This window comes from Pseudophaeobacter sp. EL27 (assembly GCF_900313025.1).
GTDB lineage: Bacteria > Pseudomonadota > Alphaproteobacteria > Rhodobacterales > Rhodobacteraceae > Pseudophaeobacter.
Genome location: NZ_OMPQ01000009.1, coordinates 189395 through 212464, shown reverse-complemented (window position 1 = coordinate 212464; position 23070 = coordinate 189395). Strand labels below are relative to the sequence as shown.

26 protein-coding genes and 2 pseudogenes are annotated in these 23070 nt (G+C 51.7%); 15 read left to right on the top strand and 13 right to left on the bottom strand.

Annotated elements, in window-relative coordinates:
* Positions 1-41: 41 nt before the first annotated feature.
* From ED661_RS22195 to ED661_RS08715, 5 genes are all read left to right on the top strand, one after another.
* Positions 42-140 carry a helix-turn-helix domain-containing protein gene (locus ED661_RS22195; protein WP_122073541.1) on the top strand — a complete coding sequence of 33 codons (99 nt, stop codon included), beginning with the start codon at positions 42-44 and terminating at the stop codon, positions 138-140.
* A gap of 125 nt (positions 141-265) precedes the next feature.
* Positions 266-808 (top strand): ribonuclease H, encoded by a 543-nt coding sequence (locus ED661_RS08730; protein WP_122073540.1) that lies wholly within the window; start codon positions 266-268, stop codon positions 806-808.
* Positions 808-1692: a hypothetical protein gene (locus ED661_RS08725; protein ID WP_122073539.1), complete on the top strand. Its 885-nt coding sequence runs from the start codon at positions 808-810 to the stop codon at positions 1690-1692. Before ED661_RS08730 ends, ED661_RS08725 begins: the two co-directional genes overlap by 1 nt.
* A gap of 252 nt (positions 1693-1944) precedes the next feature.
* Positions 1945-2718 carry a DUF3800 domain-containing protein gene (locus ED661_RS08720; RefSeq protein WP_122073538.1) on the top strand — a complete coding sequence of 258 codons (774 nt, stop codon included), beginning with the start codon at positions 1945-1947 and terminating at the stop codon, positions 2716-2718.
* A gap of 276 nt (positions 2719-2994) precedes the next feature.
* Positions 2995-3489: a DUF6538 domain-containing protein gene (locus ED661_RS08715; RefSeq protein ID WP_162930093.1), complete on the top strand. Its 495-nt coding sequence runs from the start codon at positions 2995-2997 to the stop codon at positions 3487-3489.
* 61 nt (positions 3490-3550) lie between these two features.
* Here ED661_RS08715 and ED661_RS08710 read toward each other — a convergent pair whose 3' ends face one another.
* From ED661_RS08710 to ED661_RS21905, 4 genes are all read right to left on the bottom strand, one after another.
* Entirely contained in the window at positions 3551-4048 is a 498-nt protein-coding gene (locus tag ED661_RS08710) for a hypothetical protein (RefSeq protein ID WP_162930092.1), read from the bottom strand.
* A gap of 50 nt (positions 4049-4098) precedes the next feature.
* Positions 4099-4566 (bottom strand): hypothetical protein, encoded by a 468-nt coding sequence (locus ED661_RS08705; protein ID WP_162930091.1) that lies wholly within the window; start codon positions 4564-4566, stop codon positions 4099-4101.
* Between the two features lie 454 nt (positions 4567-5020).
* A complete protein-coding gene (locus tag ED661_RS08700) occupies positions 5021-5428 on the bottom strand; it encodes a hypothetical protein (protein ID WP_122073534.1) in 408 nt (135 codons plus the stop codon).
* Between the two features lie 139 nt (positions 5429-5567).
* Positions 5568-5747: a hypothetical protein gene (locus ED661_RS21905; protein ID WP_162930090.1), complete on the bottom strand. Its 180-nt coding sequence runs from the start codon at positions 5745-5747 to the stop codon at positions 5568-5570.
* A gap of 107 nt (positions 5748-5854) precedes the next feature.
* Here ED661_RS21905 and ED661_RS08695 point away from each other — a divergent pair, with 107 nt between their 5' ends.
* Complete coding sequence (locus ED661_RS08695) at positions 5855-6184, top strand: arsenate reductase family protein (protein ID WP_122073533.1); 330 nt, start codon at positions 5855-5857, stop codon at positions 6182-6184.
* A 25-nt stretch (positions 6185-6209) separates the two neighbouring features.
* Here the strand turns inward: ED661_RS08695 and ED661_RS08690 are convergent, their stop codons facing one another.
* A complete protein-coding gene (locus ED661_RS08690; RefSeq protein WP_162930089.1) occupies positions 6210-7217 on the bottom strand; it encodes a GAF domain-containing protein in 1008 nt (335 codons plus the stop codon).
* A 484-nt stretch (positions 7218-7701) separates the two neighbouring features.
* On the opposite strand from ED661_RS08690, the gene ED661_RS08685 reads away from it, so the two are divergent.
* Both ED661_RS08685 and ED661_RS08680 read left to right on the top strand, forming a co-directional pair.
* Positions 7702-8586: a DMT family transporter gene (locus tag ED661_RS08685; RefSeq protein ID WP_122073531.1), complete on the top strand. Its 885-nt coding sequence runs from the start codon at positions 7702-7704 to the stop codon at positions 8584-8586.
* 50 nt (positions 8587-8636) lie between these two features.
* A complete protein-coding gene (locus tag ED661_RS08680; RefSeq protein ID WP_122073530.1) occupies positions 8637-9311 on the top strand; it encodes a glutathione S-transferase family protein in 675 nt (224 codons plus the stop codon).
* Positions 9312-9318: 7 nt separating this feature from the next.
* Here ED661_RS08680 and ED661_RS08675 read toward each other — a convergent pair whose 3' ends face one another.
* A complete protein-coding gene (locus tag ED661_RS08675) occupies positions 9319-9900 on the bottom strand; it encodes a TetR/AcrR family transcriptional regulator (protein WP_216822443.1) in 582 nt (193 codons plus the stop codon).
* Positions 9901-10202: 302 nt separating this feature from the next.
* The gene (locus ED661_RS08670) at positions 10203-10850 is read right to left on the bottom strand and encodes a bifunctional 2-polyprenyl-6-hydroxyphenol methylase/3-demethylubiquinol 3-O-methyltransferase UbiG (protein ID WP_122073528.1); all 648 of its coding nucleotides are present in this window, start codon (positions 10848-10850) and stop codon (positions 10203-10205) included.
* 85 nt (positions 10851-10935) lie between these two features.
* Between ED661_RS08670 and ED661_RS08665 the strand changes: the two genes are divergently transcribed.
* A complete protein-coding gene (locus ED661_RS08665) occupies positions 10936-11856 on the top strand; it encodes a LysR family transcriptional regulator (RefSeq protein ID WP_122073527.1) in 921 nt (306 codons plus the stop codon).
* A gap of 603 nt (positions 11857-12459) precedes the next feature.
* On the opposite strand, the pseudogene ED661_RS08660 reads toward ED661_RS08665, so the two are convergent.
* Positions 12460-12759, bottom strand: a pseudogene (locus ED661_RS08660) (transposase); the annotation flags it as partial.
* Positions 12760-12955: 196 nt separating this feature from the next.
* Here ED661_RS08660 and ED661_RS08655 point away from each other — a divergent pair.
* From ED661_RS08655 to ED661_RS08645, 3 genes are all read left to right on the top strand, one after another.
* A complete protein-coding gene (locus ED661_RS08655; RefSeq protein ID WP_122074075.1) occupies positions 12956-13906 on the top strand; it encodes an AraC family transcriptional regulator in 951 nt (316 codons plus the stop codon).
* A gap of 114 nt (positions 13907-14020) precedes the next feature.
* Positions 14021-14383, top strand: a complete 363-nt coding sequence (locus ED661_RS08650; RefSeq protein ID WP_122073526.1) for a hypothetical protein — start codon at positions 14021-14023, stop codon at positions 14381-14383.
* A gap of 267 nt (positions 14384-14650) precedes the next feature.
* Positions 14651-15136, top strand: coding sequence for a YHS domain-containing (seleno)protein (locus ED661_RS08645; RefSeq protein ID WP_122073525.1), 486 nt, complete (start codon positions 14651-14653; stop codon positions 15134-15136).
* Between the two features lie 273 nt (positions 15137-15409).
* Here ED661_RS08645 and ED661_RS08640 read toward each other — a convergent pair.
* From ED661_RS08640 to ectA, 3 genes and pseudogenes are all read right to left on the bottom strand, one after another.
* Positions 15410-15541, bottom strand: a pseudogene (locus ED661_RS08640) (ectoine synthase); the annotation flags it as partial.
* Positions 15542-15545: 4 nt separating this feature from the next.
* Complete coding sequence (gene ectB / locus ED661_RS08635; protein ID WP_122073524.1) at positions 15546-16832, bottom strand: diaminobutyrate--2-oxoglutarate transaminase; 1287 nt, start codon at positions 16830-16832, stop codon at positions 15546-15548.
* Positions 16833-16898: 66 nt separating this feature from the next.
* Positions 16899-17429 carry a diaminobutyrate acetyltransferase gene (ectA, locus tag ED661_RS08630; RefSeq protein WP_122073523.1) on the bottom strand — a complete coding sequence of 177 codons (531 nt, stop codon included), beginning with the start codon at positions 17427-17429 and terminating at the stop codon, positions 16899-16901.
* A gap of 218 nt (positions 17430-17647) precedes the next feature.
* On the opposite strand from ectA, the gene ED661_RS08625 reads away from it, so the two are divergent.
* A complete protein-coding gene (locus ED661_RS08625) occupies positions 17648-18130 on the top strand; it encodes a MarR family winged helix-turn-helix transcriptional regulator (RefSeq protein ID WP_122073522.1) in 483 nt (160 codons plus the stop codon).
* A gap of 627 nt (positions 18131-18757) precedes the next feature.
* Here ED661_RS08625 and ED661_RS08620 read toward each other — a convergent pair.
* A complete protein-coding gene (locus ED661_RS08620; RefSeq protein ID WP_371412421.1) occupies positions 18758-19978 on the bottom strand; it encodes an elongation factor Tu in 1221 nt (406 codons plus the stop codon).
* Between the two features lie 616 nt (positions 19979-20594).
* Positions 20595-21071: a hypothetical protein gene (locus ED661_RS08615; RefSeq protein WP_216822442.1), complete on the bottom strand. Its 477-nt coding sequence runs from the start codon at positions 21069-21071 to the stop codon at positions 20595-20597.
* A gap of 46 nt (positions 21072-21117) precedes the next feature.
* Here ED661_RS08615 and ED661_RS08610 point away from each other — a divergent pair, with 46 nt between their 5' ends.
* Positions 21118-21954, top strand: coding sequence for a radical SAM protein (locus ED661_RS08610; RefSeq protein ID WP_371412435.1), 837 nt, complete (start codon positions 21118-21120; stop codon positions 21952-21954).
* 140 nt (positions 21955-22094) lie between these two features.
* Positions 22095-22721 (top strand): FMN-dependent NADH-azoreductase, encoded by a 627-nt coding sequence (locus tag ED661_RS08605; protein ID WP_122073518.1) that lies wholly within the window; start codon positions 22095-22097, stop codon positions 22719-22721.
* Positions 22722-23070 lie beyond the last annotated feature (349 nt).

The window sequence follows — 23070 nt, the reverse complement described above, 5'->3', positions numbered from 1 at the left end:
ATCAGGGGTGCCAACCTACTGCTAAGGCCGAGAGCAGTGAAATGCTGGCTCTGCACAAAGAGGGTTCCGGAGCTACAGAGGTTGCCAAGCGCATTGGGATTGGCCGGGCAAGCGTGTATCGGATCATCAGGGCGAATTAGGCCGCTAGCATCTGTTTTTTTAGGTTTTCAAGCTGTTGTGAATTTGAGGGGCAAATAGGTTGCACCTATAGAAGTAGCTACCGTTTTCTGTGCTCCACCTCTGCTGAGTTAGGTTGCACCTAAAGATGGAAGAGCATCTAAACTCTAAACTCAACAGGAACAGTCTGATGAAAAAATGTAAAATAACGGCCTTGGCCGAAGGACGATACGTGGCTTTCACCGATGGAAGCTGCAAGGGCAATCCTGGACCCGGTGGAGCTGCTGTTTGGCTCTACGTACCTAATGGCAAGCCGATTGAACATAGCAGGAAAAGCCTAAGCACCACGAACCATATTGCAGATATGACGGCGGTCATTGACGCTCTAGAAATGACCCCTGAGGGTGAATCTGTTTTGATCGTTCTTGAGAGCGAGTACATCAAGGATGGATTTGAGCTATACCTCGAAGGTTGGCTGCAACGGGGATGGCGTAAATCGAATGGGAAGAAGGTAGCAAATTGTGAACTATGGAAGAGAATTCACTCCCTCGCCGCAGAGCGCCATGTAACGTTCTACAAGATCTCAGCCAACTCCAATGACCCGGACAAAATACGTGTTGATGCGCTGGCGAAGGAAGCCGCTGAGAAGGCCGCTAAGAGGGCGTATCATGCTCCGAAGGGGCGCGGGTGATGAGTTGCCCTGCAGAAGCACCCAGTGCCGCCATAGAGCGCCTGAGGGCTGAAAGGGAGGCAAGTCCTCTCCAATCTGGAAAGAGCCCCCGAAAGCTACCTCTGAGTGCTATCCATGTTGAACCCCTCGCTTTCCAAGTGAGATCTGACGGGCTCGACGTTGAGCGAGTAAAAGAGATCGCGGGAGGCCTTGACGGGTCAAATCTTGACGAGACCGTGCACGTTTGGTGGTCAGGCAAGCGTTGGATTGTGATCGACGGTCACCACCGCCATGCTGCGTATTCCTTAAAGCAAGAGCAATCAGGGAAGACCTTGGCGGTTCCTGTGGTGGCTCACCCTGATATTTCCCTTGGGGACGCCATTGGGATGGCCGGTCGGTTAAACAACCGAGAAAAGGTCAAGATCAGCAAGGCTGAGATGCTCAACAATGCTTGGCGAATGGTCTGCTTGGGGGAGGGATCAATCAAGCAGCAGAGCGAATGTTCAGGTGTTGGAAAGTCCACCATAAGCAATATGCGGCAGGCAAAGGAGTTTTTGGCCACTTGGGGTATGACACCCAGCTCTATGATCGACGCCGGATGGGAGCAGTGCCGTACTTTCTGGAAGGGGAAGTCCCAGCGAGATCATGGGCCTGATGCCCTAGAGCTGATGGCTCAGAGTCTTGCGAAGGAACTCGCGGAGTTAAAGGTCACAAGCATTCTCAAGTCGCCAGATGTTCTTGCTAGAGCGCTGGAGATTATGTCCCCTGCGTTGCTCAGCAGGTTGCTTGAAAGCGAGCCTTTCTGGACTGCGTTGAATGTCACTGGCCGGGCAATACTGGAGGAAGCCGATGCCGAAGAAGTCGAGGAAGGCGGCCTGAGTTTTGAAGGTGTTGAAGATTTCTAGATGATGATCAATGATGTTCGGCCTAAGGGCCTTACTGTGGACCCTTAGGCAAAGCTTGCAAGCTACCCATAAGATAGGGGTACCCAAATGGGGAGGGTGACCCAGCGCTAGAGCTTGCCAGAGACTGGTAGAGGGCAAGGAAAGGTCTAGCCTGCATGCAGTAGAAGGTGGCCAAGATCGCTTCTCACAGACCCTTGGGTTGAGCCAAAATGGTCGCTTCACGTCACCGGAAGGAGACGCTACATACTTGGTATGGCATTTTTGTATTTAGACGACAGTAAGCACCATCGCTATGGGTTTTCTCTGGCAGCCTTTGTTATTTGCGAGTCTGACCCGACTGAAGAAGTGGAAGAGATTTTTCGGAAGTATGGCTTCGACCCGACTATGTTCGAGTTCAAGTCATCTGCGAAGATGAAAAATAATACTGATCTTCAGATGCTCCGCAGAAGGCTGAAAACCTACATTCATAGGAACTGCAAAATTTCTGTGTGTGTCGTCCAAGGTGACAAACGGTTGGGGCCTGCTGCATTGAAACTTCTAAAGAGTTCCCTCACTCACCCATGGCTAGAGGGAAAGGAACATCAGGTCTTTTTTGATGAAGGTTTGTTTCCTTCGACGAATGGGGCAGAAGCGTTGGCCAAAGAGGACGATTCATTAGGTAACTGCGAGTTTCATTTTGAACAGGATTCCCGAAGCATCTTGGGGATTCAATTGGCCGACACTGTTGCCCATACGTGCAGTACGATGCTGTTGGAGACTCTTGGGCACATCTCAAAGAAAGTCGTGCTCCGTACTCCTGGTGACAGTCTGTATGATGGCCTCGAGGTAGAGCTGGGTTTCGAGATGTGGGCAGAAATACGTTATGCCTTTCTCAGTCAAAACAAACCAAACCCCAAGGATGATTTTGAATTCGCAACTGTCGATGTCTACCCTTGGGGGCTGCTCATCGATGACAGTGTCAGTGAGCGGGTTGCATCCGCTGCAATGGAGCGTTTTGGAGAAAACTATGTGGGCTGCATCCATTGATGAGCTCAAAGCAGTCGATCTGTTTGATGCCATACGGAACAATGCAGTTTAACCCGCGTTGTAGTTCTGTTTCTACTTCAATAAGCCAACTACACATTCGCCTACACATTTTTGAAAGCTGCTGATAATAACCATTTGAAAACAATGACTAGGCGTGTGGTTGGTGGCCGTGTGGGGGCACCATTTATCATTGAAATCGCAGTACTTTCATGGTGTTAGTGGCTATACCACTACACAAACGCTACACATTCTGTGGTGGCGCACATGAGGATTGCCTTGGATCTACCGCATCTCAAACCCGCTACAGCAACAGCAAATGCCAAATATCGTAGGCGTGTCCCTGAAGATCTCCGAGGCGTTTTTGGGAAAAATGCTGTGGAGTGGTCTCTTGGTACAAAAGATCCCGCCGAAATCTATGAAGCTTGGAAGATTGCTCACGCCAAGTATGAAGCAATGGCTGGTAGACGCTCAAAGGTTTCCACCGAACAAATCAGATGGGAGATCGCTCAGAAGGCAGCAATTGAGCATGGTCTTGCAACCCCTCGTGACAAACGCATTGGGCCCGTTGATTTAGAGCTTGAGCAAGGAAAGTATCAGGACTTCACCGATGCAGTCCGCAAGGAAGCCGAGAAACTGTCATCTCAGCAATTGGGAGCAAAGTTCGCTAACAATCCAGCTCCCTCAAGTTTTGACGTGCTCTTGGAGGCGCAGCTCAAAGGCATAGAGCGCCCTCCAGTGAGTCTATTTCCTGAATTTTGCCATAGCGATTAGTTCTTCTGACATATCGATCCAGTCCAAAAACTGATCCGAGTTCTTGCAGTCACTACTGAACTTACTGGAAATAGGTGTAGTTGATGAACCCGAGAATTGCAGCGACACTTAGGAAAACAGATGCAAACACCACAGGTGCAATAAGGCCACCAAGAAAACCGAAGCGCTCACACCAAATCAACACTGAGGTGACGCTGCCTCTCCCTTCCTTTTCAAGCTTGACCTCGACAGCATCTCCTCCCTTGGCTACTGGGTTCATCCAATGTCTAAGGCACTCCGGCCCCCAGACCAGAACTACGGTCACAACGGCACCGGCATAGAGAGAAATGGATAGAGTGCTGTTGTAGACTGAGTTGTGAAAGAAAACGAAATACCAAAACCCCAGCACGGCCCATGCTATCGCCAAACCATTTCCAACTGAAAACGCCGGGACTATGTTGATCTTCCTGCCGCAATTCTGACAGAGATACCCGACTACAGTGTTATAGGGATCCCTTTTACGCGACACCGGAAGCAGTGTCGGTTTTTTGCATGATCCACATATTCTTGTTTTGACCATCTTGCTGCGTCCTCACACCCGCTCTAGCGGGCATTGTTTTTGTTGATGATTCAACTGTGCTTAGTGACAATACTCTTCCATAAAAAAAGTACGTCATCAAAACCGTCCATTGAATCGCCGAATATCACCTCACCTGATTGCGTGGAGGCGCGCAGGCCGATTGCGTTTTCAAGTGCAAGCGACAAGTCCTCGTCCAGAGGTATTGCTCCGATCAAAACGTCCTTGCCTTGATAGGTGCTATAAGTCGTCGCAACAGCAAAGTCCTGTGGTTCACCACCAAAATTCAAAAAGCGAAGCACGGTTAATGCTCCTGGGGTTTTGGCGGTATCGGGCACTGCTAGAACTTCGAGACGAAACTCCACAGGATCCTTTAGGGAACAGCCTATCGTAAACTCATACCCGGCTGCGTTTGCCCTGAAATACACTCCATCGTCATATTCGAGACGATCCAGTTGAGCCGCCGATCCGGCAATAGGCCACAGAAGGGCTGCTGTGCATAGAGTGCGGATTGGTTTCATTTCGAGGGTCCTCTCTGAACCGAAGGCGATGCGCTGGAATTCGTTGGCACGGGCAGGAAACTGAATTCTCTCAACAAAAAGTGGTTCCTGAATGGGTAGCAAGCGCCTGAAAGAAAGCCATGAAATGAACTTTCATGGCCCCGTTCATTCAGCTGTCCTTGTAGTGCTAATACCAATTCAAAGGGCGACGGGAGGATCAGGGTAAACGTCTGTTTGAAAGGCGGCTCACCGCAAAGACATCGAAACGAACGGCTGAAGCGGTGATGGCTGACCTCCGCCTGGGCTGTGAAGGTTTTGCCCCCTTCATGTGATGTACAGGTCTCCGGTGGCATAAAAATTTAGTCCCAGCTGATCCTATTACTGATATGGACTTACAAAACGAGCCGCGAGGGAGGAATGATCAGATCGATGCGAACACTCCTCCTCGTGGCCAATCTTTGTTAAGGCGGAGCGATCAAAAAAGCGTGCCGTGCAGGTGTTCATAGCGACCCCAAGCACAATAATACCAGCGTTTGTTACCGGGCGCGTCGGTGTTCGCGTAAACATACCCGCCGTTCGAATCCATACGCGCTTTCATGTTGTTAAACATCTTCCAACTGTTGCTGTCAGCTAAGTAGTAGGTTGTGCTGCAGATCTTGATGCGGAATTCCCCGCCGCTTGGATTCAGCGAAATCGAATTTGTTCCATCACTTATGGCTGGGTGCCCTGTCACTTCAAAGCCAAAGGCCAAGGTGGCTGAGGATGCTAGGGCTGCTGCCAAGGAGAGTGTCTTAAGGTGTTTCACGCTGATGCTCCGATCTTCAGGGCTGTTGCCGCAATTTTGTTTTTCTGGCGGTGCTTTCGTCTCGTCCAGAATCGCCACACCCAGAATAACAATCGGCCAATCGGCGTTCTATCGGTCATCTGTACTATACCGCCGCCAAACTGACGTACCAAGCGACAGGATCCATTGAGCTCAGATCGCGCGTTGCACTTGCTCTCGGGGAGAATGTGAGGGGTTCTCAGCCAATAGGGGCGATATGCACTCGAAATTCGTTGCCAATCCGATAGACCATCACATGCAACAGAGTACCTTCTCTCATGGCGTTGCGCGACACTACGTCAATACGGTCGTACAGGATCGACGGATCCGTCGAGTCAGCCCCGCAAAAACTGGTCAATGTCAGTGTTCGAAAGGACATATTTTCTGACTAATGCATCGGCATATCACAGGGTTGCCCCACAGACTTCTTGCGCAGCGGGGTTTAGTGCGTGAAGTTACACCACCAGCGCCAAAGGAGACTGCGCCATGATGATCTATGGACTGAACACTTGTGCTACAAGCAAGAAAGCCTTCAAGGCGTTAGAGGCCGCGGGCAAGAATATCAGTTTTCGCGATGTCAGAGCAGAGCCTTTGAACGAGGAAGAGCTTTCTGAATTGATCGCTGAATTTGGTGATCGTCTGGTTGATCGAAAGTCAAATGATTGGCGCGGGCTCAGCGATTGGTTGAAGCATTCGGAAGCGGAAGACCAGCTCGCTGCCAAGCCCAAACTGATGGTGCGTCCGGTGATCTGCGACGGCGATACCTATTATCTCGGCTGGGACGCCGCGGTACAAGCGGCTTTGCTTCCAGAGTAACGCAGTTCTTTAGTTTAGTCGGTAGTCACAGAGATGCTTTGCGCCTGCGTAACTCCGATCCAAATCGGTCTGAAAAAATCCTAAGAAGTTCGGTCTCAAGTTTTCTCTTGGAGATCGGATGATCATGTAGGATGGCAAAGTGTCCAATAGCGCCGCCAGTATGATCGCTAATTCTGACCCCAAGGTATGAATCCAACCCTTCGGTCCTAAATTGGAGCTGAGTGGGGAACGCATCCGCTAGCCCAGACGAGACTTTGAACTCTTGGGCCGTTTTCAGATTTGCGCAAGGGCTCCCTTCGTAAGGGACAGTCTTACCCTCTAGGTCGGGAATAAGATTGCCCCCATTACAATAAGCTAGGATGCAAAAATCCTGCTCATTGGCCTCGGCACACTCTGCTAGGAACACTGTGCGGGCATTAAGAGCAATTTGCATTTGTTGGGCGATAAGGCGAAAGACCGCTGATGTTTCGAGTTCATCGCTGCCCCTAGCTAATGCGGACAGAATTCGCATGGTTTGCAGGTTTTCAAGCTCACTTGCCAATCGCGCAGAGAAGTCTTTGATGGTGTCGGAGATCTGGCTGGTTTCTTCACTCGATATCTTATGCCTCCAAGCCAATTGAACAAGGCCGACAACTTCACTTTCACTGCTTAATAGGGGAATCCCTAAGTAACTTTCGATGCCATACTTGATGAAGAAATCATCTTTCGGGTAGGCGGTGCGAACGCCCTGGTGGATGATGACATCATGTGCGCAGTTGATGACTTCAAAGCAGGGAGTAACGCAAGCTTCATATTCGAAGTCTTCCAAAGAACCACCATCAAGACCACCCGCTAGTACATGAATTCTGTCCTCTTCCATCACTCGTAGCTCGCTGATTGCAACCATGTCAGCTTCAATAGCATCTTGCAAAATTTCAACAAATGATCTGAGAAAATCCCGACCAACGGTGCTGGATAGGGTTTCCAAATCCCTGTACTTGTTTTGGCTGAAGGGCTCCAACGAACCTGGATCAATCTCACCTTGGTTGTCCAAATCAAAACCTCGATTTATTTGATGGTAACAGTGCCACTCCATGCATGCAGGGCCAGTTGTATGACAGCAAATTTGGTTAAAAGTTGAAGACTGCTTTTTCACCCTTCATTCGTCAAGTTTTATTGCTGCTTTGGGATCTTGACTGGCCTTAGTTTTCTGCGCTGCACAATCGCCATGCCTTTGGCAAGGACGCTGCCAGCGCATAGCTTCCGCCGGAACCGAGTGCAGTATTAGAGATCCAACGCCAGGGTGGCTCAATCTCCCAACTGCGAGATTGGTGTGAACAGAACTTTGCGCTTCATGCCCATAGCCTTTGTCTTAGGGAGATCTCTTGAAGATATAAACCAAGCTGCTCGCTCCAAGAATCATACTTGAAAGTATGATAAGTATTGACGAGGGCACCGTGCACCAATAGTCATACTCCAAAGTATGATTTATTGTACCATGCAAGGAAACGCCCCTGCCGGTACTAAGGAGCCAGAACATGACCGACACCACCCCTGTTGAAACTGCCCGAAACATCCGGCTCAAGGGGCTAGGAATAGCGCTTTTGGGCGCGCTATTGATGAGCCTAGATCCGGTTTTCATCCGATTTTCTGGCGTAAGCGAGCTCGAAACATCATTTTTGTTCGGCCTTTTTACCGCCATTTCAATGTCCGTAGTCATTCAGCTCAACGACAGACGGGGGCTGGTCAAAGTTCTGCGCGACAGTGGCTGGCCTTTGCTTGTCGCGGGTTTCTTGATGCTGGGAAGTGCCAGCGGCCTCGTGTTCGCCATCAAGAATACTTCTATTGCGAACACCTTTTTGATCTTCAGTGCCACACCGGCAATTGCAGCAGCATTCAGCTGGCTGTTTCTGAAGGAAAAGGTGACCCGGCAAACGCTGCTTGCTATTGTAGGTGTGTTTATCGGCATCGCGATTGTTGTGTCCGGATCTGCCGGATCAGGCAACTGGCTGGGAGATCTGCTGGCGGTCTTTGCTGTCTCCTGTCTTGCCCTGATGATGACCCTCTTGCGTAAGTTTCCTGAGGTTAGCCGCATGGGCGCAGTAGGGTTTGGCGGGTTCCTTCTTGCAGTGGTGATGTTTTTCTTCACAGAGCCAGCAACGTTCAGCGCCAATACATGGTTGATCATGGGGGCAATGGGCCTGTTTACAGCGCCTTTTGGCCGCGTCATGTCCATGGTTGCGACGCGCTATGCCACAGCGACGGAAGTGTCGATGACACTCATGCTGGAATCCGTATTGGCTCCGGTCTGGGCCTATTTGTTCTTCACTGAGGTTCCAGGGATCAACAGCATCCTTGGCGGCGCGGTCATCCTGATCACGATCCTGGCCTATACCCTGTATCTAACCAAAGAAGACAGCTGAGCGCGCAAACCGCAAAGCCTTTTCCGCATCCCCAAACACGCGAGGTATCCATGACCAAGTTGGAAATCGTGGGCTATGACTTTTGCCCATTCCTGCAGCCCTGCATCATATCCCTGTTTGAAAAACAGATTGAATTCACCGTCACCTATATCGAACCGCATAATAAGCCCGAATGGGTTCGGGAGTGTTCACCCCAAGGAGCTACTCCCTTTCTGTTGGCTGACGGAAAGGTGCTCTTTGAATCGGCTATCATGAATGACTTCATTGATGAGGTGACCCCAGGCAGCCTGTATCCGCAGGATGCCTTTCTGAAAGCCCAGAACCGACTATGGATCAATCACAGCTATGATCTTCTGGATCACATCTATGAAATCAAAACTGCGTTAGATCCCGTTTCGGTTGAAGTCGAAAAAGAGAAGCTTTGCACCAAACTGCGGGCTTTGGGAGGGATCCTTGGGGATCGGTCGTTCTTTAATGGCGAAAAGTTCAGCCTGGTAGATGCTGCCTATGCGCCAGTCTTCAGGTCGATCACGCTGCTTGATCAGCATTTCGCGACGGGCATTCTGGCTGACTTGCCTGTGGTCAAGCAATGGGCTGAAAATGTGCTCAGCCGCCCGTCGGTGCAAGGCTCAATCCTCGACACTTATGAAGAAACCTCGCTTGCCAAAATCGCCCAAAGCGGATCGGCGATCGCTCGACGGTGGGCGAACCAGCTGTCCGAGTAGCACTTGCTCACTCTCGTTGATGATCCGCAAGCACCAGTCGGGTCGCGGAAACTGCCAGTTGGGCGATCTCTGGATCGCCCGGTCGGCCCAAGCCAAGCAAGACATCCTCCCTGTAGGCCAAAAGCATCGAGATCCATAGGCGTATGGATTCACTAGGGTGTTCAACGCCCAATCGTTCACTGAAGAACTTTGTCAGTACGGCATTGGTTTCATCCGGGGCTGCTGCGAAAAAGGTCGTGACGATTTCTGGAGATTTGCCACTTTCCGCCACCAGCAGCCTTAAGATGTTTAAAGGTTCGTCTTCTAGGTGCCAACGGATGAAACCCTCAGCAAACCGAAGCAGGGCCTCATTGGTATCGGGATGATCCAAATGCCGCGAAAAATCGGCGCCACTCATTTGCCCAATCCATCTTACTGTCGCTTCGAACAGGTCGGTCTTTGATGGGAAATATCGATAGACTGTTTGCTTGGTGACGTTTGAAAGGGAAGCAATTCTATCCATGTTGGCGGCTTCAAATCCGGCCGACAAGAATTCTTCTCGCGCAGCATCCAGTATGGCGACACGCTTTGCCTCTTTTCTTTCTTCCATAGTTCCCATGGTCAGACAGCCAGCCTCAAAGTTTTCACTCTTACGCAGAGTGAATACTCTGGCTATGGATCAAGAACAAGAAGATCATACTTTCCGGTGTGATTTATGCAGGGGCAGAGGTAGCATGACAGCCAAAAGAGACAGCTGGAGCGACCCCAATCTCACAATTTTGCCCATCTCCTGGCAAGTCTATAGCGGAACCACGGAGGTCTTTTTTCTTGGAACCCTGTGTTTGTCATTTGGACGCCTTGGGCTGACTGCAGTAGTCCGCAACCGGGACTGATTGGCGCCACCCGACGCGACTAAGACTTACGTGCAACAATATAGCGGCTTGTAAACATCCCAACTTTGTCCGTTGTCTCAATGATCTCGAAACCTGCGTCGTTCATTTTTCGCTCAAGGGTTTCCGCAGTTATAAAATCAACAAACGGGGCCTTTCCAATGGCCTGCATAACAGGGATCGCAACTTTACTAATCATTGTGTATTTGAAGCYTCGATGCTCTGGGGCACAAACGGTTTTTGAGATGAAAAGGCCACCCGRTTTTATCAGTGAAGATATGTATTCAAGCGCGCTATCGAGCTCTGGCAGAAGGTGAAGTAAGTTGTGCGCCAGGACCGCGTCGTAAGWTGCGCCCTCAGGCGAATGATCAAGAACTTCAGCCACTTCGAATGTGACGTTTCCAACATTTTCGCGTTCGAGTTTTTCGTTGGCGATCTCGATCATTCCTGGTGAGAGGTCGGTAGCCGTTATCTGGGCTACATGCGGTGCGATCAGCAGTGCTGTCGAACCTGTGCCGCAGCCAATTTCCAGCACTTTATCTTCGGATTTCAAATGAGATTTTGTGCGCTCAAGGGTCACCAGATAACCGTCCATGTCCCGGATTGGATCTGTGGCATACTTGCGAGAAATTTTGCTCCAGAACGCGGCGTCTTTGGATAGTGCAGCCATTGAGAGTTTCTTTCTTTTCACACGATTTTGGTGCTTGTAAGTTCAAACGGATTTGAAGGGAATTGCCTTTATATGCAGAAGCTCTATGCATAAATGCATGAACTGGAAAGCTATCAACTTTGACTGGAACCAGGTGCGCTCCTTCCTRGCGACGACCGAAAAGGGGTCGTTYTCTGCAGCTGCGCGTGTKCTTGAGCAAACCCAGCCGACGGTGGGCCGCCAAGTTGCGGCAYTGGAGCGGTCACTTGGAGTAACTCTTTTTGAGCGGGTTGGAAATTCACTGACCTTGACCAGCGCCGGAGCAGACTTGTTGGTACATGTGCARGAGATGGCTGATGTTGCGAACCGAATTTCACTAACCGCAACAAGCCAGTCAAATACCATTGACGGGCAAGTCAAGATTACCGCATCAGATGTTATGTCCGCCTATCARCTTCCCCCCATCCTWAGGCAAATTCGTTTGGCGGCTCCACGCTTGGAGATCGATGTCGTCGCAACGAATGATCTTCGCGACATACARMGRCGCGAGGCTGACATTGCCATCAGGCATGTGCGCCCAACTCAACCGAACCTGATAGCGAAACTGGTGGCYGAAGCGACGGCGCATTTTTACGCGACCCCTTCATACCTCGACCAGGTAGGGCGCCCCAAAACAGAAGCTGAACTTGCAAAGCTGGATTTTGTTAGTTTTGGRGAYGTGGATRCGATAATTGGCTTTCTCAATCCTGCTGGCATTCCGGTCACCGCGCAGAACTTCCGRATAGGGTCAAAATCCGGAATCGTTTCATGGGAGATGGTGCGGCAAGGYTTGGGGGTGAGTGTTATGTCTGACGATGTCGCTGCGATGACCCCCGGCGTCGAAAGGGTGCTTCCCGGTCGAGAMCCGTTCAAATTTCCGATCTGGCTCGCCACGCATTCGGAGYTGCATACTGCACGAAGGATCCGGTTGGTGTTTGACCAGCTTGCAGAGCAATTGAGCGCTCCAAGTCGAGTTCCTCATCTGTAGGCTCGGCTTTGACGGACAGTGCAAGGTTTTTGGCCGACATGGAGAGAGTCCGGTTTTCGTCCGACTTGCCGGAAAATTACGTCTGCTTGGGGCCCGTCAGCGGATTTTATGCATTAGATTTGCCAGTGTAGGTGGCCTTCTTGAAAAGGACTGAACATGTTGTCAAACGGTCGGTCGAATTCGGGAAGTGGGCGACCATGATAACCGCCAACTTCCTCTGTTTCGACTCCAAATTGGAGAATATTGATCTCCAACTCACATTGAAAACAAACAGAATTTTTCAGATTTGTAATCAGTAGGTCCGCGGTTCGAGTCCGTGTGGGGGGGGCATTTTTCTCACAGTAAGTTGTTGATGTATAAGGGTAAGTACCTCTATTGTATCCATTCCAACTACACGCTTAGCTACACAATGTGGGTTTAGGCTATGCGGAATGTGACTGTGAAATACCTCAGGAAGAACGACAGAACAGGTAGTTTCGAGTATCGGCGCAGGGTCACCAAGTCTCTTGAGAAGCTGGTCACGAAACGTGAGTTTCTGAAGGTACTGGGTAAGACCCAAAGCGAAGCGGTCATGCGCTACGGTGGGCGCATGTTCAGCGTCTATTGTCGGCGGCACAGCGTGCAGTAATCCGGCATCGCCCAGTCCAACCCTGCCAGCCGTAACAGGCTTTCGATAAAGCCAGAGGTCTGGCGGAGCGGTATGCCAAACAACACTTTCAGCGTCAGGCAGGTCTGGATCGCGGCATCGCTGAAACTCTGCTGCCGACCGCGTTTGCCGTTCGGCGGCGGCACCCAGACCATCTCGGGATCAAACCAGATTGCCCGCGATCCACGACGCTTCAATGCCGTGTTGTAGGTCGACCAGTTCGTGGTCTTGTACTTCGTAGGTGTCCAACTGCTCATGGCCTCCAGCTATCATGCTGGATTCACAGCGTGAATCCTCTAAACTCATTTGCGCAACAAAGCCCCCTAGCGAAGCAATTCCCACCGATTTTCTTACCCATAATTTGGCGCACAGAGACATCTCAAAACGTCCAAGTCTCTGTGCAGATCGTTCAGAGGACTGTACATTTAAGAGATAAATCGTAGCATGTCTTCCATGCTTGATCTTCTTAGCCATATCCTGACCAACCTTTCGATGCAGGGGACTTTGTACTTCCGCACGTCATTCTCAAAGCCGTGGGGTGTTGCCGTTCCAAACTATCAAAACGTCGCTCGTTTCCACTTTGCGCATCGCGGTGGTTGCTTGGTGCGTGTGGACGGCACGGACACGATCGTAGATCTCGCCCAGGGCGATCTCGTGATCATTCCGCATGGTGCGTCACATTCACTGTACTGCGGACATGAGCCGGAGAGGACGATCCTGCCACTTGACGCAGTGTTGGAGAAATCTGGCTACGACGGATCAGGAGTTCTTGTATACGGAGGAGAGGACGCTCAGAGCGAAACACAGCTTGTCTGCGGGCACTTCTCTTTTGATCCAAGCTCGCGTCATATCCTATTGGATCGCTTGCCTCCGTATATCCACCTCAAGAACTATGGTGAAAGCGCCGGACGCTGGATGGAAGCCACCCTCCGCATGATTGGAGAAGAGGCCGGTGGAGCCAAGATGGGGGGAGACCTGATCGCGCTGAAAATGTCAGAAGCTATCCTCGCTCAGGCCATCCGCAGCTTCATTGAAGGAGACGAAGCGATTGAATGGGGGCTAGGAGCATTTTCGGATAAGAACTTGAGCCGAGCACTTGATGCCTTTCACAAGTCCCCAACTGACAGCTGGACGGTCGAGAGCCTCGCGCAGGCCGCGGGCATGTCGCGGACGAGCTTTGCAGTCCAATTTCAAAAAACGGTGGATATGACGCCGTTGGAATACGTTACGCGCTGGCGGATGGAATTGGCTAAGAAAGTTCTACAAAAGCCAGGAGCGTCACTCGCCGAAGCTGCTGAGAAGGCTGGCTACTCTTCAGATTCCTCCTTCACACGAGTCTTCAAGAAAGAAATTGGGATGACACCTGCGGAGTTTAGAAAGTCGCAAAACCTTGCGCGTACATAAGATTGAACGATCTGCAAGGTTTTGCAAACTTCTGGACATGTATGGACCCTGACTGAAAGTCTAGTTTGACCTCATCAATGCTGCGTCGCAGTTCAGATTTAGAGGAAAAACACTATGCGCTTTGTTACCAAAACCCTCCACGCTTACCTAGACTATCCCGTCGCCATTGGCCTCATTTCTATGCCCTTCCTGTTCGGGCTTGGCACTGACAACGCCCTGGCATTTTGGCTATCAGTGGCCACCGGTGTTGCGGCCTTCGGTCTGACGGTCCTGACCGATCACCATCTCGGAGTTTTCCGAGTCCTGCCTTACAGCTTCCACTTGGCCATTGACGGGCTGGTCGGAGTTGTCTTCGTCGTCGCACCCTTTGTTCTTGAATTTGCCGGTCTCGACTTCTGGTACTACGCGCTGCTCGGTGCAACCGTCCTCTTGGTCGTTGGTCTCCATCAACCAGAAGATGCTGCATTGAGTGCTTGAGCCTCAACGACGTTGATGGGGGTCGCTTGAGAATGCGGCCCCTTTCTTGTTCGATTCTGTGGGTCTGGAAGCAGGTTCTCTCTCTCATAGGTCCTGCATTATTTACTGAAATTTGGCCTCTTTTCGAAAAAGTCCAATCGTTCGTGAAACCGTACCTTTTGTTCAGAACATTAGCCCATATATTGTTGAAAATCTCCAAATAGATACTTTGACTGCACGATATGAGCGTTCGATGGTCGAGCTCTCGCAGTAAAAAAGGAACCTTCTATGTTCAAGAAACTCGCAATCACCTCCGCGCTTTTGACCGGCCTCGCTCTCAGCAGCACAGCTGCTATGGCAGCTGATGAATACAACATCTCACGGGGCATCACCGCTGCCGGTGCACCTCTTGGCTTGCATGGGGTAGATCCAGTTGAGTTCATTGCAACCGCGAACCCTGTCGAAGGTTCGGCTGTTTACACAACAGTTCATGAAGGCGTGGCTTACTATTTCTCCACCGAAGACAACATGAAAACCTTCGAAGCCAATCCAGCAATGTACCTGCCCCAAAACGGCGGCTACTGCACGTTCGGTGTGTCGGTTGGCAAGAAGTTTGACGGTGACCCTGACTACCACGCTGTGATCGACGGCGCTCTCTACGTTTTTTTGAATCGCGCCATCTTTGACGAATTCAACACAGACCGCGCTGGCACAATTTCCAAGGCCGAAGAGCAGTGGGCAAACATCCGGAGCACTGCCGTGGAAGATCTGTAAGTCTTGCAATCATAATCAAACTAGGTGGGGCGGCTCATTGTGTCGCCTCGCTGCTGCTTTAGAAAGCAACCATTAGTGCAACCGCAGCGAAGGCACCCTTCGTCCGCATTGCTGCCATCAGACTAGGGAACTTGATGTACGCGGTTCGAAATGACCGCTTTTCATGCAGCATCGCAGGGGGTACAGGCGATGTTTCCAGGCAGAAAGGCGGGCTTTGCAAAGTACACAAACTGCGCAGAGCTGACGTTACAGTCTGTCCACAAGAGTAGCGCCGAGGTCCGTGAGATGGAAAGAAAACCCCATTTGGTCTTCTGCCAGCAGCATCCGCACGCTGCTCCATTTGGCGTCTGACACGACGCGGTCACGCTCGCTTTTGATGAGTTCGTTGAAGTCTCGTACAATCATAGCCTTACTCCGCAGCAAATTTTTGGGTGCCAATCACATCCTGAGCGGCGTTGATGAGAATAGTGAGCCCGGCTTCAAGCATGCTGTCAGGCGTTGTAAGGGGCGCAAGGATCTTGACCACCTGATCTTCGGAGCCCGAAGTCTCAATAATGAGGCCCTGTTCAAAGGCCCGCGCGCAGATCTTGCCAGCCAGATCTCCACATCGCAGGTCCACGCCCCGCATCATGCCGCGCCCCTTCAGGCGCGCATCCGGAACCATCTCAGCAAGGGCTTGCAGCCCCCGCGCAATGATCTCTGAATGGCGCAAAACATTCTGCTGCAAGCTGTCGTCTGACCAGAACTTTTCAATGGCAACGGTGGCAGTCACAAAGGCATGCGTATTGCCCCGAAACGTCCCGTTATGCTCGGCCGGCCCCATGACATCATGTTCTGGCTTAACCAATACCAGCCCCATTGGCAGGCCAAAGCCAGATATTGATTTTGCCAGGGTCACGATATCAGGGCGAATGCCAGCCTCTTCAAAGGAAAAGAACCCACCCGTGCGCCCACAGCCTGCTTGAATGTCATCGACGATCAATAGAGCACCGGCCTCCTTCGCCAGCTCTGCAACGCGCTGCATCCAATCCGCCGTGGCGGCATTCAACCCGCCTTCGCCTTGAACTGTTTCCAGCAAAATTGCGGCAGGCGCGTCCATGCCCGAAGACCGATCCTTAAGCATGGCCTCCAGAAAATCAGTCGTGTCACAGGACTGACCCATATAGCCGTCATAGGGCATCCGCGTCACATTGTTGAGCGTTACTCCGGCACCGCCACGGTGATAGCTGTTGCCAGTTGCTGCCAGGGCGCCCTGGGTTACACCGTGAAACCCGTTGGTGAAGGAGATGATATTGCTGCGTCCAGTGGCCTTGCGGGCGATTTTCATCGCCGCCTCAACAGCATTTGCTCCCGTCGGGCCGGTAAACATCACCCTGTGATCCATCTTGCGCGGCTGCAAGATAAACTGCTCAAAAACCTCAAGAAACCGGGATTTCGCCACTGTGTGCATGTCCAAGCCATGGGCAACACCATCGGCTTCCAAATGCGCTACTAGGGCGCGTTTCATGTCCGGATCATTGTGCCCGTAGTTCAAAGACGAACACCCAGCAAGAAAGTCAATGTATCGCCGTCCGCTTTGGTCGATCATCTCGGAGCCCGTGGCGGACGTGAAGACTGTATCAAACCCGCGGCAATAGCTGCGGGCTTCGGATTCCCGACGACCAAAAATGGCCTTGCTGGCAAGCTGTGTAGACATAGGGTTTCTTTCAGATTTGAGAGGGGGCAGGAAGAACTGGCTGGCAAAAAACGGCATACGCATCGCTCAGGCTGCGAGCGCCTGCTGCCTTATCAGAGGAATAGTGACGAGGTTTTCCGTCTTGTGCCGTTCTTGGAAATGCAAGGCCTGCGTGTAGTAGGGTTGGATGTCCATCTGGCTGTCTTGAAAACTCGCGAACCTGCGAAACAAGGACCAAGAGGCATTATTGTCAGCGGTGATAGTGGTTTGCAGGCGGTTTACGTCTTTGCACTGAGGTCGCCGCAGAATGGATTGCAACATCATGGAGCCCAGCCCGCGTCCGCGCGCATTTTCGGCCACGGCTACCTGCCAAACAAACAGCGTTTCAGGATCATTGGGCAAAACATAAGCGGAGACCCACCCGACCATCTCCTTGGACAATTCTGCCAGACAACAGGTGTCGGCAAAATGATCGCTCTGCAATAGATTGCAGTACATGGAGTTCTCATCAAGCGGCTTGCAAGCCTGCACCAGCTCCCAAACCTTGGCACCGTCTTCGGCTACAGGCTTACGAACTGAGGGGAGATCGATGCGCATTGGGTCAATGGGGGTGTGCATGTTGGGCTTCTCCTATCGCTTTGGGTGTCGAAGTATCAGACGGCCACAAAAACTTCAACAGTCAAAGCAAATTTACCTAAATGACGCGCCTATACGACGGAATTTGGCGCATAAAGTCGCAAAATGACCAGTAATTGCTTCGAAAGTGGAAGTTATTTGAGAATTGAAATCACCTATTTACCGCTGTATGCTTTGATGCCTGAACTATCGGAGATTTTATGGACCGTATCGACAGCAGCCTGATCGCGCTGCGCCGCATTATTCGAACAACTGAATTATTCGGACGCGAAATCCGTCAAGCTACTGGCGTCACCCCTGCCCAGTTCCGCGTTCTCCAGATCATGTCTGAGAATGGCTTTGTAACGGCAAAGACAATTTCACTGCGCATGCAGGTCTCTCAGGGGACAGTAACCTCTCTGGTCGACAAGCTTGTCCGGGATGGTCTGGCTTTGCGACAGAAATCCAGCGAGGATCGGCGACAAATTCATATTTTGCTGACCGATGCGGGGCGTGAAACTCTTGTTGATGCGCCCGACCCGCTACAGCAACGATTTGTACGCAAATTTCGGGCCATGGAGGATTGGGAACAGGCGATGCTGGTCGCCAATTTGGAACGGGTGGCAACCATGTTGGACGCTGAAGACCTGGACGCGTCTCCTGTTCTTGCGACTGGTGAAATTCGCCCAGCAGGCACCCAGTGAAATCATAAGCGGGCGGCTCCCAGCGCCTTATGGTTCGCAACCTTCACCACCCAAGGTCTTCAGTAAATTCGAAATTTAATCAGTTAGTTAATGGTTGTTTGGTTGCCTGGCATGCGTATTAGGACTAAATTCTGAAGCCAATTACGGCGTCGACACCCTTCCTCACCGAAATATCTTGTCATGAATTTTCCAATGTCGGCTTTCTGCAAACCTTCACGACTTTGCAAAGGCCGCTTTCTGCGCATCGCGGCCATTGGTTGAAGGTGCAGCATTTGTTTGGACGGGCATCATCCGTTGAATGGCAGCCTCGGGAAGTTGGGCCAAAAGCTTTGCCCTTGCAGCATAGCCGAAGCTTAAACTAGCACGAATGTCGTGAAAGGGTTGGGAGTAAGTTTTTGGACAACGTGGATCCCTGTTGGTACCAGAACTACCCGGACACCTTTTCTGTTTCCACAGGTGGAAAAAATGAACGCAGATGCCGCTGATATTTGGCTACTGATGATGTTCATGCTGCGGCGCGGCCCGTCATTCCGGACATTCGGTACCAGTTCAGATCTGATGAACTTTGACTTGGAAAAGAGCGGACATGGCCCCAATAGGATCAGGGCCATGGCCTTCTTCAGGCTTTCAGTTCGCAACCTCGATCACAATCCCGGCGCCAACGGTTTTGCCGCCTTCGCGCAAGGCGAACCGGATGCCTTTTTCGATGCCGACAGGTTTGTGCAGGACAAACCCGACCTCGGCCTGTGCGCCAGGTAGCACAGGCAGATCCTCTGCAACATCAATCACACCAGTGATATCCGTCACACCAAAGAAGAACTGCGGACTATAGCCCGACGTAAACGCCGTATGACGTCCGCCTTCTTCAGCGGTCAGTACAAAGATCTCAGCCCGACCCTTTTGGAAGGGCTGGATGATACCAGGTGCGCTGAGGATTTGGCCGCGTTGGACCTCATCACGCTTCAGGCCGCGTAGCAGCAGGCCTACGTTCATGCCGGCCCTTGCCTCCGGTACTTCCTTGCGAAAGGCCTGCGTGCCGGTCACGACGAGCTCGGCACCATCATTGGACAGGCCGATCACTTCGATCGGTTGCCCCACCTTGATGACGCCACGCTCGACCCGGCCAGACACAACCGTGCCACGGCCAGGAATGGTGTGTACGCCTTCGATCGGCATCATGAACGGGCTGTCATAATCCCGCACAGGGTCGGGAAAATGACGATCCATGGCGGCCACCAGATCTTTTACACAGGCCACCTGGGGCGTATCCAGATCACCACGCAAAGCCGCCTCAAGAGCCTGCAGCGCGGAGCCAAAGATAAAGGGGGTGTTTTTATACCCCTGCGCCTCCAGCAACGCACTGGTTTCCAGTTCGATCAGCTCGGCCATCTCATCGCGATCAGCATCAGACAGCATGTCCATCTTGTTCACGAAGACAACCATGTTCGCAACGTTCACCTGACGAGCAAGCAGGATGTGCTCGATCGTTTGCTTGGCCGCGCCCTCGGTGCCGTCGATCAACAGGATCGCACCGTCCATTTGCGAAGCGCCGGTGATCATGTTCTTCACATAGTCGGCGTGTCCCGGACAGTCGATGTGTGCATAAGTCCGTGTCTCGGATTCATACGCGACATGCGAAGTGTTGATCGTGATACCCCGGGCTTTTTCCTCGGGCGCCTTGTCGATCTGATCGAAAGACAAGGCCTCTCCGCCCAGGCGCGCGGCCTGGATCTGCGTCAAGGCAGATGTCAGGGTCGTTTTACCGTGGTCAACGTGACCAATGGTGCCGACATTCACGTTCATCTTCATAGCCATTTCATTCTCCTTTGGCTCATGAGCGCCGCCCATACACGCTGGCCAAGCGCATATGAGACGGCCATTGGCATTGGCGCGCCAATTCTGTGTCGGATTCAGTGCCAATGGCATTTGATCCGAAATTCAAAACCCCGGAGGCGGCGGCCATCCGGGGTCATAAATCTGAACCAGACGGAGGCCGAAGCCTCCGGAAATTACTCTCAGAGGCGGTCTAAAATTCCCATGAATCGACTGCGGACGCATCAGCAATGACTGAAGCGGCACTCGTATTCTGATTTTCATAAACCGGTTTCATGACGGTCATCCTCTGAATTGAACGGGTTACTTAGTCGTTGTTCATATTATTGCAAGAACTGAGATGCGGGGATCTTTAATCAGGTCGACCCAAAACCGACATTGGCGGAGGTCATGGATGGCGCAATGTCGCGTGCCCAATCCAACAGTTAGCGTCCAGCTTCAGCATTTTGGCGGCCAAGCGATTTACTGCATTGGCCTTCCCTGCGACCCGTTGCGATGATCGCAATGGTGAAGAATTATTGATGCGGGTTTGTTTGCAGAATTTCAGCTTAAACTGACGTTGGGCTGGGTTTGGTACGCCACCCAAGCTGTAAGTCGTACGAGCGGCGTCATTCAGGGGGTAGGGCTACAGTTAAAGTATCAAACGAAACACAGCTGAGACTTGCTGTGCCGTCGGCTTCTGGCCCTGACCTGTTGCATGTATCAATGTGATGCCATCGATCAATCCGGCACAGGTTTCGATTTGTCTGTCTTCCTTTCTGCCTGAGATCAGTTTTAGTCCAAACGCAATTGGACGCCGGGCTGCCACCGTCAGCTTCTCACCTATGTCTGCCAGTTCGTCGTTGCGGGCCGCAGCTAGGGTCAGTTCGATCCGTGCAAGAAACAGAGGTCGTGAAGCCTCAAGGTATTCGACGAGCGCTTGAGCATATAAATCTCTTGCGACGTCAAGCCCGTGCTCTGCAATCAATTCCGAAAAGGACACCTGCAGCCCGTCGCAATCCTGATCCAGCTGGTCGACCAAAAAGGCGCTCACTGCGATCAGAAAAGGGATCTTCTTGGGGAAATAGTAAGACGAAGAACCCTGGGGCAAGTCCGCAAATTGGTCCACCGCCCGGTGGGTAAATCCGGAAAGACCCTTTGCTGCGAGCAGCTGTATTGCCCCGGTTAGCTACATCCTGCAAGCCACTGTTGGCTGTACACATAACAAATGTACGTTTTGCAGCATGTACAAAGAGAAGAAGTTCCACACCCGGAAAACCGAAGAGATCCTTGCTGACCTGCAGACGGCCAAAGCCAGATATCATAGCGTCAAACGAATTTTCCTGGCGGATGGTGATGCCTTAGCGCTGAGCATGAATAGGCTGCGCCCCATTTTTGAGGAAATCGCACAGCTTTTTCCGGATCTTGAGGGGGTCGGTATCTATGCGAGGGCAACAGGCATCACACGGAAATCTCATGAAGACCTGATGGAACTGAACGCCTTGGGTTTGGACATCATCTACATGGGGTTTGAAACTGGCGATGAAGACATCCTTTTGGATATCAAAAAGAATGAAACGACGGAGGACCTGATTGCCGCGGGGCAAAAGGTGAAGGAAACGCCGATCTTTCTTTTGGCCACAATGCTCAACGGCATTGGTGGGCAAGAAAAATGGCAGGACCATGCCTTGAATTCGGCGAAGATCCTGAACCAGGTTCAGCCCAATTTCATAGGGTTAAGTGCCCTGCTCAAGGACCCGGACGCCCCAATGTACGCCCAGATCGAAAGTGGTGAATTTCAGCTACTGACGCCGGTGCAGATCCTGCAGGAAACCAAGCTGATCCTGGAGAACCTGGAGATCGATAACTGTATCTTCAGTACCCAACACGCGATCAACTATCTATCGATGCAGGGAGTCATTCCGCGGGGCAGGGATAAGCTTATGGAAACGCTGGATAAAGGGATCAACGACCCCAGCATCCTCAAAGACGACTCTCGCCGCCGTCTGTAAAAAATAGGGGGTCAACGCTTTGCATCGGCCCTCTTTGCTCCGCCGCTGAAGCACATCGACGGCTCCAACCTTCCGCTGCATTATCCGCGTCTCTCGGTGTGCAATAGAAAGCCGCCAGCCCAAATCCCTGGAGAACACGCATGAAAAAAGTCCTGCTTATCAACGCCTCACCCAAGCCCAAAGACACGTCGATCACGCTTCAGATGGCAGATGAGTTTATCACCGCCTACAAGGCGCAAAACCCTGATGATGTTGTTACCACGCTGAACCTCTACGACGAGAACATCCAGTTTTTGGACGTCGAGGACATCAGCGAGTTTTATGCGCCAGAACCCCTTCGCCCAAAGGTGAAGAAGAACAAGCTGAACATCATGAAATATGTAGACCAGTTTGTGGAGGCCGACCGCTATATCATCGCTGCCCCCTTCTGGAACCTGGGCACGCCGGCAATTCTGAAGGCCTATTTCGACTATGTGAACATCTCTGGGATTACCTTCAAGTACACCGAAGCTGGTGCCGTGGGCCTGTTGGGCGGAGCTGGCAAGAAGGTTGCGTTTATCGCCTCTCGCGGTGGCGGCTACTCGGAGGGGTACTGGAAGCAGTTCGAGCTGGGAGAATTGGGAGTACGCACCCAGTTCAAGTTCTTTGGCATTGATGATGTTGTAACTGTTCTGATGGAATGGGCGGATGTGCTGAAAGGGGAAGAACTGGAAAACGCACTGGCATTGAGCATGCGCAAGGCAAGAGAATTGGGAGCACGTTTTTAGGCTGGTTTCGATTTGTGCCCACATCTGATCAGAACGCCAAGCTAGCGGTCCGCGGCCAAATTACTGCAGCTCAGCGGATCGTTTGTATGGTCTTGGAAACTTTGCTTAACGCTATATTCGTTTTGGGTGGGGTGCTGCTGAGAAGCTGAGGTGATGTCGCTTTGGATCCCAGTAGAAGAGGCTGCGTAAAGGCCGCGGCGCGCCTTGAAAAGGGCACTATATCAAACCAATGGCCGTCGCTATTATGTCCCATAACAGGGCCATCACATAGTGAAGCGGGCTTTGGGCCGGTGGTTGTTACTATCGGAAATGAGGATGGGGAAAAGGCAATTCGAATTACCAATCCTAC